The following is a 13,760-nucleotide window of genomic DNA, read 5'->3' as shown; positions in this document are numbered from 1 at the left end:
CGCATGTGAAACGGGGTCGGAGCCCTTTCCCTGCGGAAAGGAATCCGACCCCGATCAGGTCGCCAGCAGTGGCGTTGGACTCAGTCCTGCTGCGGGCCCAGCGCCGGGCCGTCGTGCGATTCGCCCTTGGCCACCAGGGTGGTCAGGGCCAGGTCGCCGGTCACGTTCAGGGCGGTGCGGCACATGTCCAGGAAGTGGTTCACGCCCAGGATCAGGCCGATGCCCAGCGGGTTCACGCCCACCATCGCGCAGATCATCGCCACCACCGGCAGCGAGCCCGACGGCACGCCGGCGGTACCGATGCCACCGAGGATGCAGACCGCCATCACCATGAACTGCTGGCCGATGCTCAGGTCCACGCCGAAGAACTGGGCCAGGAAGATCACCGTCACACCCTCGAACAGCGCGGTGCCGTTCTGGTTGGCGGTGGCGCCCACGGTCAGCACGAAGCGCGACACGCGCTGCGGCAGGCCCATCTGGTCGGCCACGCGCAGCGCGGTCGGCAGGGTAGCGTTGCTGGAGGCGGTGGAGAACGCCATCACCGTCGCTTCCTGGGTATCGCGGAAGAACGACAGCGGCGAACGTCCGGACAGCCACACCGCGGTGCCGTAGGTCACGATCATGTGCAGGCCCAGCGCCAGCACCACCACGCCCACGTAGGCACCAAGGCGGATGATCAGCTCGAAGCCGAACAGTGCGGCCAGGTTGAACATGAAGCAGGCCACCGCATACGGGGCCAGGCGGATGACCAGGTTGATCAGGGTCATCGAGATTTCGAACACGCCTTCGATGGCGCGGCGCAGCGGGGCGACCTTCTCGTTGTCGGTCAGCACCATGCCGATGCCGAACATCAGCGCGAAGAACATCAGCGACAGGATCGCGCCGTTGTCCGACGCCGCCTGCAGCACGTTGCTCGGCACGATCGACAGCAGCATGTCCATGCCCTTCGGCGTGCCATGGATGCCCGCGACGATTTCCTTGCTGCGCTCGGCGTTCTCAGACAGCATCATCGCGGCGACCTGCGGGTCGACGCCGGCACCCGGCTTGAGCAGGTTGACCAGCACCAGGCCGATGCCCACGGCGATGCCGGACAACAGCACGGTGTAGGCCAGGGTCTTCCAGCCGATGCGGCCGAGGGCGCGGATGTCGCCCATTTCCGACACGCCCATGATCAGCGCCGAGAAGATCAACGGCACGATCAGCATGAAGATCAGATTGAGGAACAGGCCCGACGCCGGGGTGGTGACGTAGTCCATTACCCACTTGGCACCGGCCTGCAGACCATCGACGCTGCCGCCCAGGGCGTGCACGATCAGTCCCAGGACCAGGCCGATCGCAAAGCCGATGCCCATCTTCCAATGCAGGGGCAACTTCTTCTTGTCGGCAGCAGCTGCTGTCATACGCGGGTTTCCTCGAAAAATGAATGCACTCTAACAAAGCGCGCAAGCGGCGCCGGTTCAGGTTCGCCGTGGCGGATACAGCGGCGCCAGGCCAGTGTCGGCGGTGCCCGTAGCCGCCGACCAGTGCGGTCCGTCACGGAAGACCTCGCGCAGGCGCGCACGCAGCGGCGCCAGATCACCCTGCCCGCCCCAGCGCGCCTGCTGCAGGTCCTGCAGCACCTGGCGCTGGGCAGCATCCTCAAGCCGCGCGATGACCTGCTCGATGCGTTCAACGCCGGCCATCGCACACAGCTGTGCTTCCACCTGGTCGAAGCCTTCGCCATCCAGCGCGCGGCGCAGTTCGGCCAGGCCGGCACGCCCGCTCGCCACAGTCGGCACAGCGGGCTTGCCCGCCACAGGCGCCACTGCACGCGCGCGCCGGCCACGCTGCCAGCCCCACAGCAGGGTCAACAGCCACAGCAATGCCAGGCCGATGGCGGCGCCCATCCATGGCCACGGACGTTCGGCCAGGCCACTGGCGCGCGGATCGGTCGCCGCGATGCGGCTGTCCTGGCCATCGGCACCCGGCAGCGCCGCATCGGTGTCGATCGGCGGCAGCGGTGCCGGTGTGGTCGTGCCACCCCCTCTACCCGCGGCGACGGCCAGCGTCAGGTCCGGCAGCTTCGCTTCCTGTGCCTTGCCATTGCGCACGTCCCACCACGGCAGGCGCGGCCCCGGCACCACCAGCGAACCCGGCTGGCGCGGCACGATCGAATAGCGGCGGGTGATCTTCAGCCGCGGCGTGCTGCCATTGAAGGTCTCTTCGTACTGCGCAGGTTCGGCGAACACCTGCGCAGCGTTGCCGACGTCCGGCACCGGCAGATCGGTGAACTGCGCGCGGGTCGCGCCCTCGGCAACCGCTTCGACCACCACGTTGGCGGCCTCCCCGCTGCGGGCGCTGGTCGGTGCACTGGTGTAGCGCAGCTGCAGGCTCTGCAGCGGCAACCATGGCTGCGGTGCCTGTGCCGGTTGCGCCTGCACCTGCAGCGTGCGGTCCGCACCGGTGGCATTCATGCGGCCGTCGCCGCCACCGAAGAAATCATCGAAGAAGCCGCCGGCACTGCGCCCGTTGAAGCGGGCACCGGCAAGGCGCAACGCGCCACTGCGCTCCGGAATCAGCAGGAAGCGGCGTTCGACCATGTTGTAGCGGCGGCCGTTGACCTGGCGCACATCGGTGCGGTCGTCACCTACCCGCTGCAGCGACGCACCCGCCGGGGTATCCAGCACCAGTTCGCCCGACGCCAGCTGCGACGCGAAGTACAGACGCACGACCACGCCCACGCTCTGTTGCACGTAAGGCGTCTCGTCATCGACCACGGTCTCGATGAAGGCCATCGCATTGCTGTCCGGACCGGCCACGACGGCCGCATCCACCTGCAGGGTCAGCGGCGCGGTGCGCGTGCTGCCCACCTGCAGACCCGGAACCACCAGCGCGCCGCTGCGCCGTGGCGTCAGCGCCACGCCATACAGGTTGCGCTGCTGCATGCTGCCGTTGCTCCACTCCACCTGGCGGCTGCTGGTCTGCCCGCTGAGATCGAAGTCGGTACGCAGCGGTGTGAAGTCTGGCGCGCCCTGATCACTCTCGACATTGAGAGTGACCGTGTCGCCCATCGCGATGCGGTCGCGGTCCAGCCAGGCACGCGGCTGCGCCCAGGCCAGCAGCGGCAGCCACAGCAGCAGTGCCGCCAGTACCTGCAATGGCCTGCGCCCGTGCATGTTGATCGCCCGCGTCATCGCCCTTCCCTCTTCCTGCGTTCGTTTTCCAGCTGGAACTTGGCCCGCAACAGCGCACCCGGATCATCCGGTACACGCCGCATCCACGCCTCCACCGCCTGTTGCTCCTCGCGCTGGCGCGGGGTGCTGCCCTCACTGCCCGGCACCGGCTTGCCGTCCTTGTCAGCCTTGCCCTCGCGCGCCTGCTGCATTGCCTGCTGCATGCGTTGGCGCTGCTGTTGGTCGGCCTGCGCCTGTGCCTTGGCATCTTCCACCTGCGGCGGTGCCTGCTGGCCATCGCGGCCACGCTCGCCGGGCTGCGGGCTCGACTGGGATGTGTCGTCACCCGCCTTGGGCTGCCCCTGCTGGCCCGACCGCGGCTGCCCTTGGCCGGGATCCTGCTGGCCCTGCTGCGGTTGCTGGCCCTGCGGGTTCTGCTTGCCGCGCGAATCGTCCTGCTGCTTCTGCTGGCCATTCTGCGGCGGCTTCTGCTGATCCTGCCCCTCCCCCCCCGACTGCTTGCGCTTGCGCGCGGCATCGACCACGGCACGGTTGGCCACCGCATCGGCCATGCCGGGATGCAGTGCCAGCGCGCGGTCGTAGGCGGCGATGGCCTCATCGTAGTTGCCCTGGCGTGCCAGCGCGTTGGCCAGGTTGTACCAGCCTGCATCGCTGTCGATGCCTTCGAACTGCTTGCGTGCACTGGCAAAGTCGCCATTGCGGTAGGCCTGTACGCCTTCGGCCAGGCGCTGGTGCTGCAGTTGGTCAGGACGCTTCCACAGCGTGCCCTGCACGGGCGGCGAAGACGGTGCAGCAGGCGTCTGTGCCTGTACATCCGTCGTCCACGGCAACAGGCCAACCGCCAGCACGGCGGCCAGCACCGCGCGGCGACGGAAGGCCAGCAGCGCCAGCAGCATCACCGGCGGCAGCAGCCAGAAGCCCTCGTCACGCCATTGCTTGCCTTCGCCCGGCCGTTGCGCTGCCGTACCCTCGCGCGCATCCAGCACCCCCAGTGCGCGCAGGTCACTGTCATCGGCCGCGATGCGCGCATAGCGCCCACCGCCTGCCGTGGCCAGCGCGCGCAGGCTGCCTTCATCCAGCGCGGCCTGGCGGATCTGGCCACTGCCGTCGCGATAGGCGGCACCGGCTGGCGTGCCCAGGCCCAGCACCGACACCTGCATGCCCAGACTGCGCGCCTGCGTGGCCGCCAGCGTCGCTTCACCGTCGGCCTGATCGGTGACCAGCAGGATCTGCCCCTGCGGCGCAGCAATCTGTCGCATCAACCGGGTGGCCCAGTCAATACCGCGGTCGGCGCGCTGGCCCTCGCGCGGCATCACATCGGGCGACAAGGCATCCAGATACAACGCGACATTGCTGCCGTCGTCGGTCAGCGGCGCGACGGTATAGGCATCGTCGGCATACACCACCAGGCCGACCTGTCCGCCCTGGCGTACGCGCAGCAGTTCACCCACCTTGGCCCGCGCCTGCAGCAGGCGCGAGGGCGGCAGATCGGTGGCGGTGATCCGGCTGGACAGGTCCAGCACCACCAGCAACGGCGCGCTGGCCTGGAACATCGGTTGCGCCTGCTGGCGCCAGCTCGGTCCGGCCATCGCCAGCGAGGCCAGCGCCCAGCCCAACAGGAGTGCCCACGGCAGGCGCGCACGACGGCGCGTTCCGGCAGCCAGCAGATGCGGCAACAGGTGTGCATCCACCGCCTGTCGCCACACATCGCTGCGTCGCTGCCGGTACAGCGCCAGCGCCAGGATCACCGGCAACGCGAGCAAGGCCCACAGCCATTCCGGGCGCAGGAAGTGCAGCGCGTTCCAGTCAGGAAGATTCGAAGCCAATGCGATCATCGGCGTCGCTCCGGCCACAGCCAGGCCAATGCGCCCAGCAACAACGCCAGGCCCAACGGCCATGCATAGCGTTCTTCGCGCGGGCGCAGGCTCGGCCCCTTCGCCGCGATCGGCTCCAGCCGATCCAGTTCGGCATAGATGCCGGCCAGCTGCGCGGTATCGCGGGCGCGGAAGAACTGGCCGCCGGTCATGCTCGCGATCTTCTTCAAGGTGGCCTCGTCGACCGGGTCCTGATCGGCGGAAATGGGAATGCCGAACAGGCGCATGCTGCCATCGCCACCAAACGCAACAGTGTGGATGCGTACGCCTTCGGCACGCGCGACTTCGGCGGCACGCAGGGGTTCCAGCACGCCGGCATTGCTGACGCCGTCGGTCAGCAGGATCAGCACGCGCTGGCCTTCGGGCTGGCTGCGCAGGCGTTTCACCGCCAGGCCGATGGCATCACCGATGGCGGTCTCGCGCCCGGCCAGACCAACCACGCTGTCGCGCAACTGGTCGCGCACGCTGGCCAGATCGGCAGTCAGCGGCGTGAGTGTGTAAGCGCGGTCGCCGAACACCAGCAGGCCGATGCGGTCACCGGCACGGCGGTCGAGGAAGTCGGCCAGCACGGCCTTGGCGGCGGTGAGGCGATCGACCGCCTGCCCGCCCAGCACCATGTCGCCCTCGCCCATGCTGCCGGACACGTCCATCGCCAGCATCATCTGCCGGCCCTCCTGCGGTGGCGTGACTGCCTCACCCAACTGCTGCGGACGGGCCAGCGCGATGCACAGCGCGCACCAGCCCAGCCACAGCAGCAGCGTACGCAGCCACGACACATCAACGCGTCCACCACCGGCCAGCGCTTCCAGTTCGGTGGCCGCATATGGCACGCGCAGCGCAGCGCCCGGATCGGCACGACGTTTCCACCAATGCATCAGCAATGGCAACGGCAACGCCAGCAGCGCCAGCGGCCACGCCAGCTGCAGGTCCGGCCACGGCCAGTAGCTCGCCAACTGGTTCATCGACGGCGCTCCAGCAGCATGGCCAGATAGCGCTCACGCGCCCAACTGCGCACGGCGGCCACTTCGCTGGCGTCAACGCGTGGACGGTAGGCCCCTTCGGCCAGCAGGCTGCGGCGGGCATCGGGCAACGTGCCCTGCGGATCCACCCGCCGCCACCAGGCATCATCGCGCAGGGATTCACTGCCAGGCCGTGCCTGACGTGCGGCGCGACGCAGCAGTCCTGCGATCGCCGCCAGTTCCGCAGCAGCATCGGCGGTCGATGCCAGCTCCTGATCGAACAGCTGCAACCAGCGTTGGCGGCGACGGCGACGCTGCCAGCCGAAGAATGCGACCACCAGCAGCACCAGCAGGACCGCACCTGCGATCATCAGATAGCCCGGTGCCGGCGGCCACCATGAGGGCGCGGGCGGCAGCTGCACGTCGCGCAGCGGCAGGTTCGCGCTCATGCCGGCACCTCGGTCGGTGACGGCGCCAGCCAGGCGTCGCTGGCTGCATCGGTGGACAGTACCTGCACGTCGACGCGGCGTGCGCCGAGCTGGCGGCGCAGCGCCTGCAACGGTTCGACGAAGTGCGCCTGCCAATGTGCCTGCACCTCGCTGCGGCGCAGGTCGAGACCGACGCGCTGCTGCGCGGTCTGGAACTGCAGCGCGGCCGAGGGCGGCTGCATCTCCAACGGATCGACCAGCAGCACCAGGCTGAGGTCATGGTGCTGGGCCAGCGCGCTCCAGCGCGCCGGTGGAATGCGGATGGCCTGCTGCGGATCGGCCAGCACCAGCATGCGCGCACCCGGGCGAAGCACGCGGGCGGCGTGGTCCAGCGCGCGCTCCAGGCCGAGGTCATCGGCAGGCGGCTGTGCATACCAGCGGGTGAGTGCATCGAGCACGCGCAACACGCCACGCGGGCCGCCGGCGGGTGCGATGGGCGGCTCACGATCACTGCCGCGCAATGCACCGATGCGGTCGCCCCGACGCTGCGCCGACCATGCGGCGACGGCGCCCGCGCGCGCGGCCTGCACCGACTTGAAGCGTACGCGGGTGCCGAAATACAGGGCCGGCGACGTATCGGCCACGATCAGGCTGACCCGCTCGCGCTCGGCCTGGAACAGCTTGGTGTGGGCACGGCCGGTACGCGCGGTCACCCGCCAGTCAATATGCCGCGCATCATCACCGGCCACGTACTCGCGTGACTCGGCGTATTCCATGCCGCGCCCACGCAGCGGCGACGGCGCCTGCCCGGCGTTGCCCGCACGGCCACGGCGCGGCGGTGGCGGCCGCTGTGCAAGGCGGCGCAGCGCCACCAGTTCGGACAGCTGCGGGCGCAGCCCGTCGCCATCACTGGCGTTGGATGCAGGTTCCAGGGACGGATCGGTCATGCGCAGGCTCAGGGTGCCGGCACCCGGGCCAGCAGCTCCTGCACCAGGCGCTCACCATCCCAGCCTTCGGCGGTGGCCTCGTAGCTGGGCAGCACGCGATGGCGCAGCACGTCGGCAGCGACCGCACGCACGTCATCAGGGGTGACGAAATCGCGGCCGGCCAGCCAGGCGCGCGCACGTGCGCAGCGTTCCAGCGCGATCGATCCACGCGGGCTTGCACCCCAGGCGATGCGGCGGCCGAGACCGGCGTCATAGCGCGACGGATCGCGCGAGGCCAGCACCAGTTCGATCAGGTAGCGCTCCAGCGCCGGCGCCATGTGCAGGTCCAGAACTTCGCGACGGGCATCGAACACATCCTGCATCGGCAGCTTCTCCGGTACCGGTGCCGCCTCGCCCAGCGCGCCACGGGCACGCTCGCGGGCCAGCCGCAGGATCTCCGATTCGGCGGCCTGGTCGGGGTAGCTGATGCGCACATGCATCAGGAAACGGTCCAGCTGCGCTTCGGGCAGCGGAAAGGTGCCTTCCTGCTCGATCGGGTTCTGCGTGGCCATCACCAGGAACAGCGACGGCAGTGCGTAGGTGTGGCGACCCACGGTGACCTGGCGCTCCCCCATCGCTTCCAGCAGCGCCGACTGCACCTTGGCCGGTGCGCGGTTGATTTCGTCGGCCAGCAGGATCGGATGGAAGATCGGACCGGGCACGAATTCGAAGCGACCTTCCTGCGGGCGCCAGATCTCGGTGCCGGTCAGATCGGCCGGCAGCAGGTCGGGGGTGAACTGCACACGGGCGAAATCGGCCTCCAGGCGCGCGGCCAACGCGCGGATGGCGGTGGTCTTGGCCAGGCCCGGGGCACCTTCCACCAGCAGATGGCCGTCGGCCAGCAGGGCAATCAGCAGACGTTCGACCAGTGCGGCCTGGCCCACGATCTCCGCTGACAGCGCGTCGCGCAGCTGGGTGAAGGCGGCATGCAGGCGGGAGGTGGCCGGCGCAGGCGGCGGCGAGGCGGTTTCGGGCATCGGCGGTGGCAGGTTCATGGGGGCCTTTGACCGGCGCGGGACGGCACGGGTTCCCGACATCATCGCAGGGTGCCCTGCGATTGGCATCAAGAACGGCTGAACGGCCCATCCGCGCATGGCGTGGATCTACCGGCGGAAACGAAGAAGGGCCGCACGCGGCGGCCCTTCTTCGCATCATGGGTTGCGCGGGCTTAGTTCTGCTTGGCCACGCGCAGCACCTTCGGGGTGACGAACACCAGCAGCTCGGCCTTGTCCTTGCTGCGGCCACGCTTCTTGAACAGATTGCCCAGGAACGGCACGTCGCCCAGGAACGGCACCTTGCTCACGCTGTTGCGGTCGGTGAACTCATACACGCCACCGATGACCACGGTCTGGCCGTCATCCACCAGCACCGCAGTGTTGACCTCGCGGCGGTTGATTTCCGGCACGGTGCCATAGCCCTGCAGCTGGATCAGGCGCTCCACTTCGTCCTTCTTCAACTGCATGTTGAGGAACACGCGGTTGTCGTTGGTGATGGTCGGGGTGACCTTCAGCTCCAGCACCACTTCCTTGAACTGCACGTTCGGCGTGGCAATGCCGCCGGCACCACCACCGCTGATGGTGACGTAGCCGATTTCCTTGCCCTGCTTGATCAGCGCTTCACGCTGGTTGGTGGTGACCACGCGCGGGTTGGAGATCACTTCGCCACGGGACTCTTCCTGCATGGCCGACAGCTCCACGTCCAGCAGGTAGCCGGCGTTGAGGATCGACAGGGCCAGCGAACCCGGGGTGCTGGTCGAGGCAGCCGGCAAGTTGAAGTTCAGGCCACGCTTGATCGCCGACATCAACGGAACCGGCGCCGGTCCAACGCTGCCACCGGCCTCCCAGTCACGATAGGCCTTGGCATTGGCCGCCGCCGTATCGGCCTGCGACTTGATGGTCTCCCCATTGGCATCCAGATTGCCACTGAAGTACACATTGTCACGGCTGCCACTGATGCCGAACTTCGCACCCAGCTCGCGGGCGAAGGTATCGGTGGCGATGACGATGCGGCTTTCGATCAGCACCTGGTCGACCGGGCGATCAATCACACCGATCAGTTCGCGCATGCGCGCGATCTTCTTCGGAATGTCGCTGATCATCAGCGTGTTGGTGCGCTCGTCGGCGACGATGCGGCCACGCGAGGACAGGAAGCCGCTGTCTTCCTGCGACGGCGAGCCCGAGCCACCTGCACCACCGCTTCCGCTGCCGCCGATACCCTTGGCTTCGGTCAGCGCTTTGAAGATCTGGGTGGCGCTGTGGTAGTTGATCTGGACGTAATCGGTAACCAGGTCCTCGCGGTTCTCGATGGCGATGCGCGCGTCTTCCTTCTCCTGCTCGAACTTGGCCAGTTCAGCCTGCGGAGCGACCCAGATCACGCTGCCGTCGCGGCGCTTGTCCAGGCCCTTGGCACGCAGCACGATGTCCAGTGCCTGGTCCCACGGCACATTGACCAGGCGCAGGGTCACATTGCCCTGTACCGAATCGGACGCCACCACGTTGAGATTGGATTCTTCAGCGATCAACTGCAGCACGGTGCGCACCGGCACGTCCTGGAAGTTGAAGGTCACCGGCTTGCCGGTGAAACCGCGCTGGCCGACAGCCTTGGCGGCCTGGGTGACGCTGCCGGCAGTGACCGCACCAACGGCGGCCGGAGCCTGCCGCGGGCTGATCTCCACCACGTACTCGTTGCCGCTCTGGTAGGCCAGCGATTCCACGGCGCCACCGGTGCTCAGCACCAGTTGGGTGCCGGCACCGGACGGCTTGGCGTCGATGCGCTGCACCGGCGTGGCGAAGTCGGTGACGTTCATCGGCTTCTGCAGGTTGGCCGGCAGCCGGGCGTTGCCGACATCGACCACCACGCTGTTGCCCTGCGTGCGCAGGTCCGGAATCGCACCCTGGCCGTCGAACTGGACGATCAGGCGCCCGGCGCCGTCATCGCCACGCTTGAAATCGATCTTGGCCACCGACAGGCCGGCCGGCGCGGTCGCCGGGGCCACGGTAGCGCCCACCGGCTTTTCCGCCGGTGCGGCGGCCAGCGCCGGAGCGCAGGCCAGCATCAGCGCGACTCCCAACGCGCTGACACGGTTCAAGGTAGAGCGCCGGATGGGACGCAGCCCCTTGGCTTGGTGAAAGGTCATCGTGCTATCCCCAGTAAACGATCATTGATCTTCAAGCGAGAGCGTTGCCGGCCGTTCCAGCCAGCCGCCCGCGCCATCCGGCACCAGTTCGATCAGCTCCACGCGGTCTTCGAAGACCGCCGTGACCCGCCCGTCGCTCTGCCCGAGGTAACCGCCCGGGCGCACCCGGTAGGTCACCTTGTCCGGCCCCATCACCAGCGCGACGGTGCCTGCACCGGTGCCGATGGTACCGACCATGTCCAGTGCATCCAGCGGGAAGCCTTCCAACGGCTCCTTGCGCCGGTTCGGATCCGGACGCATTCCGCCATTCCCCTGCTGCGGATTGGTCCAGGCATCGGTGAACGGGTCGCGCATGCCCTGCGCGGAGTACTCGAAGGTCTCGAACTGCTGCATCACCGGCAGCGGCTCCAGCGGCTGTGCCGGTCGTGCACGCTCGCCCTCCACCCACTTTTCAAGATTCGGCGCATCACCCGGCGTGCTGGTCACACCGCGGCCGCATGCGGCCAGCAGCAGCACGGCAGCCGCCATTCCACAACGTGCAAAGAAGGAACGGATCACTTCTTGTCCTCCTTGCCGGCTTCAGCCTTCTGCTGTTCCTGCACCTCGGTCTCGTCCAGGTAGCGATAGGTCTTGACCGTGCCGGACAGTTCCAGCGCGCCACTGCGGACGTTGCCGCTGGTCTTGTCCTTGGGCTTGAGGTTGATGTCATGCATGGTCAGGATCACCACCCGCGGCAGCGAGGCCACGCCGCTGACGAACGCGCCGAACTGGTGGTAGCTGCCCACCATCCGCAGCTTGATCGGCTTCTCGGCGTAGAACTCCTTGACCTGCTCCTGCTCGGGCTCGAACAGCTCGTTGGTCAGGCCGCTGGACAGCGCGGTCTGCGAAATGTCGATGATCAGGTCCGGCATTTCGGTCTTGCTGGGCAGCTGCCGCAGCATCTGCTGCAGCACCTGCTCCATCTGCGCCAGCTGCTGCTTCAGCGGCGCCAGGTTCACCGCGCGTTCCTGCTGCTTGGTGAACTCCGAACGCAGCTCGGTTTCCTTCGATTCCAGGCCGGCCAGTTCCTCGCGCTTGCCGCTGATCAGCAGCATCCACGCCAGGAACATGATCACCAGTGCCAGCAGCGAGCAGAAGACGATCTTGGCCTTCTGCGGCCAGTTGCCGATGTCGTTGAAATCCAGGTTCTTCAGATCGATCTTCTGGCTCATGCGCGGTCCCCCTGCAGCGGGGCATTGAAGGCCTGCGGCGGCTGCGCCAGGCGGCTGCCCTCAGGCTTCGGCGCAGGCTGGGCAGCCGGTGCGGCCGGTTGGTTCGGCTTGGCCGGAGCAGCGGCCGGCGCACTTGCCGGCGCGGCAGCAGGTGCCGCCGGCGTCGGTGCAGCCGGGTTCACTGCAGGACCTGCAGCCGGAGCCGCAGGCGTGGCCGCATCCGGGCCAGCGGCGAGCGGTGCCACCGGCGCCGGCGCAGCCGTCGCCACCGAACCGTCGGCGTTCAGGCCCGGCGTCGCCGCCACTTCCTCGCTCTGTGCCGGCAGTTTCACCTTGACCACGAACACGTACGGCAGCGCCTTGATATCCGCAACCGGGCCCGTCTTGCCGTCCTTGTCCTTCTCGGGGTCACGCGCTTCGATGATCGACAGCTCCGGGTTGGTCATCCAACCGGAGGTCTCCAGGTTGCGCATGTAGGCCGAAACACGGGCATTGGACTGGGTACGGCCTTCCAGGGTCAGCACATCACCTTCCTGCTTCAGCGCGGTCAGCACCAGGCCATCGGGGATCGTGCGCACCAACGCATCGAACAGGTGCACCATCTGCGAGCGCTTGGCCTGCAGTTCCTCGATCACCTTCTTACGCGCCAGCAGGCGGTCCTTCTGGGCGTCAAGGCGGTCGATCTCCTTGTTCTGTTCCTTGACCTTCTCGATCTCGGCTTCCAGATAGGCGTTGCGGTCCATCTGGCCGCTCACCTGGCGGTCGTAATAGAACCAGATCAGCAGCGACAGCAGCAGGCCACCGATCGCGGCCATGCCCAGCATTGCGTAGAACTCGCGCTGGCGTTGCTTGCGCCGTTCGGCGCGCCAGGGCAATAGATTGATGCGTGCCATCAGTCGAAGCTCCTCAGCGCCAGACCGGTGGCGATCATCAGCGCGGGGGCATCCTGGGCCAGCGCATGCGCGTTCACCTTCGGGCCCAGGGTCATCTGTGCCAGCGGGTTGGCGACCACGGTCGGCACGCCCAGCTGTTCCTCGACCATTTCCGGCAGACCGCCGAGCACGGCGCAGCCGCCGGCCAGCACGATGTGGTCGACGCGGTTGAACTCACTGCCCGCATAGAAGAACTGCAGCAGGCGGCTGATCTGCTGGACCGTGGCTTCCTTGAACGGCTCCAGCACTTCCATCTCGTAGCTTTCCGGCAGCCCGCCCTGGCGCTTGGCCAGTCCGGCTTCCTCGTAGCTCAGGCCGTAGCGGCGCATGATCTCGTCGGTCAGCTGCTTGCCACCGAACACCTGTTCGCGGCTGTACAGGCTGCGGCCGCCGCGCAGGACATTGAGGGTGGTCATGGTGGCACCGATGTCGACCAGCGCGACCACACCCTCGATGGATACCGGCAGCTCGCTGGCGACCAGGGCATAGGCGTTCTCGACCGCGAAGGCCTCCACGTCCATCACCTTGGCCTGCAGGCCACCCAGCTCCAGCGCCGACTGGCGCAGTTCCACGTTCTCCGAACGCGACGCGGCCAGCAGCACCTGGACCATCTCCGGGTTGTTCGGGATCGCCCCGATCACCTCGAAGTCCAGGTTCACTTCCTCGATCGGGTACGGAATGTAGTTGACCGCTTCCAGCTCGATCTGGGCTTCCATGTCGTTTTCGTCGAGCTCGGCCGGCATCGGGATCACCTTGGTGATCACCGCCGACCCGGCGACGGCGGCAGCGGCCAGCTTGGCCTTGCTCCCCGAGCGGTTCATCGCACGGCGGATGGCCTCACCCACGGCCTCCACTTCCACGATGTTCTTCTCCACCACCGCATTCGGCGGAAGAGGTTCCACAGCGTAATGTTCCACACGAAAACGGTTGCCACTGCGGGACAGCTGCAAAAGCTTTACCGCAGTCGAACTGATGTCGACGCCCACAAGCGGCGACTGACTTTTTGGGATGAGCCCCACGGTTTCTCCCCTGCCGACGGGCACTTGGACGCAAGACCTGCG

The 13,760-nt window shown here is 67.7% G+C and carries 12 protein-coding genes; all 12 read right to left on the bottom strand.

Annotated elements, in window-relative coordinates:
* Positions 1 to 80: 80 nt before the first annotated feature.
* The 12 genes from VPH47_RS04025 to VPH47_RS03970 all read right to left on the bottom strand — a co-directional run bounded on the left by VPH47_RS04025 (position 81) and on the right by VPH47_RS03970 (position 13,718).
* Positions 81 to 1,400 (bottom strand): dicarboxylate/amino acid:cation symporter, encoded by a 1,320-nt coding sequence (locus tag VPH47_RS04025; protein ID WP_164161069.1) that lies wholly within the window; start codon positions 1,398 to 1,400, stop codon positions 81 to 83.
* Between the two features lie 57 nt (positions 1,401 to 1,457).
* Positions 1,458 to 3,173 (bottom strand): BatD family protein, encoded by a 1,716-nt coding sequence (locus VPH47_RS04020; protein WP_368850174.1) that lies wholly within the window; start codon positions 3,171 to 3,173, stop codon positions 1,458 to 1,460.
* Positions 3,170 to 5,008, bottom strand: coding sequence for a tetratricopeptide repeat protein (locus tag VPH47_RS04015; RefSeq protein ID WP_368850173.1), 1,839 nt, complete (start codon positions 5,006 to 5,008; stop codon positions 3,170 to 3,172). The genes VPH47_RS04020 and VPH47_RS04015 overlap by 4 nt, the downstream gene beginning before the upstream one ends.
* Positions 5,005 to 6,009, bottom strand: a complete 1,005-nt coding sequence (locus VPH47_RS04010; RefSeq protein WP_368850172.1) for a VWA domain-containing protein — start codon at positions 6,007 to 6,009, stop codon at positions 5,005 to 5,007. Before VPH47_RS04010 ends, VPH47_RS04015 begins: the two co-directional genes overlap by 4 nt.
* Positions 6,006 to 6,455: a DUF4381 family protein gene (locus tag VPH47_RS04005; protein ID WP_180854251.1), complete on the bottom strand. Its 450-nt coding sequence runs from the start codon at positions 6,453 to 6,455 to the stop codon at positions 6,006 to 6,008. Before VPH47_RS04005 ends, VPH47_RS04010 begins: the two co-directional genes overlap by 4 nt.
* Positions 6,452 to 7,381 (bottom strand): DUF58 domain-containing protein, encoded by a 930-nt coding sequence (locus VPH47_RS04000; RefSeq protein WP_305098962.1) that lies wholly within the window; start codon positions 7,379 to 7,381, stop codon positions 6,452 to 6,454. Before VPH47_RS04000 ends, VPH47_RS04005 begins: the two co-directional genes overlap by 4 nt.
* A gap of 8 nt (positions 7,382 to 7,389) precedes the next feature.
* Entirely contained in the window at positions 7,390 to 8,415 is a 1,026-nt protein-coding gene (locus VPH47_RS03995) for an AAA family ATPase (protein ID WP_368850171.1), read from the bottom strand.
* 173 nt (positions 8,416 to 8,588) lie between these two features.
* The gene (locus VPH47_RS03990) at positions 8,589 to 10,556 is read right to left on the bottom strand and encodes a type IV pilus secretin PilQ (RefSeq protein WP_368850170.1); all 1,968 of its coding nucleotides are present in this window, start codon (positions 10,554 to 10,556) and stop codon (positions 8,589 to 8,591) included.
* Between the two features lie 21 nt (positions 10,557 to 10,577).
* Positions 10,578 to 11,084, bottom strand: coding sequence for a pilus assembly protein PilP (locus VPH47_RS03985; protein ID WP_350260381.1), 507 nt, complete (start codon positions 11,082 to 11,084; stop codon positions 10,578 to 10,580).
* A gap of 26 nt (positions 11,085 to 11,110) precedes the next feature.
* Positions 11,111 to 11,767, bottom strand: coding sequence for a type 4a pilus biogenesis protein PilO (locus tag VPH47_RS03980; protein WP_110713450.1), 657 nt, complete (start codon positions 11,765 to 11,767; stop codon positions 11,111 to 11,113).
* Positions 11,764 to 12,660, bottom strand: coding sequence for a PilN domain-containing protein (locus VPH47_RS03975; RefSeq protein ID WP_368850169.1), 897 nt, complete (start codon positions 12,658 to 12,660; stop codon positions 11,764 to 11,766). Before VPH47_RS03975 ends, VPH47_RS03980 begins: the two co-directional genes overlap by 4 nt.
* Positions 12,660 to 13,718 carry a pilus assembly protein PilM gene (locus tag VPH47_RS03970; RefSeq protein WP_010484061.1) on the bottom strand — a complete coding sequence of 353 codons (1,059 nt, stop codon included), beginning with the start codon at positions 13,716 to 13,718 and terminating at the stop codon, positions 12,660 to 12,662. Before VPH47_RS03970 ends, VPH47_RS03975 begins: the two co-directional genes overlap by 1 nt.
* Positions 13,719 to 13,760 lie beyond the last annotated feature (42 nt).

The organism is Stenotrophomonas sp. WED208 (genome assembly GCF_040984485.1).
Taxonomy (GTDB): Bacteria; Pseudomonadota; Gammaproteobacteria; order Xanthomonadales; family Xanthomonadaceae; genus Stenotrophomonas; species Stenotrophomonas riyadhensis.
This window is presented reverse-complemented; position numbering and strand designations above follow the sequence as displayed.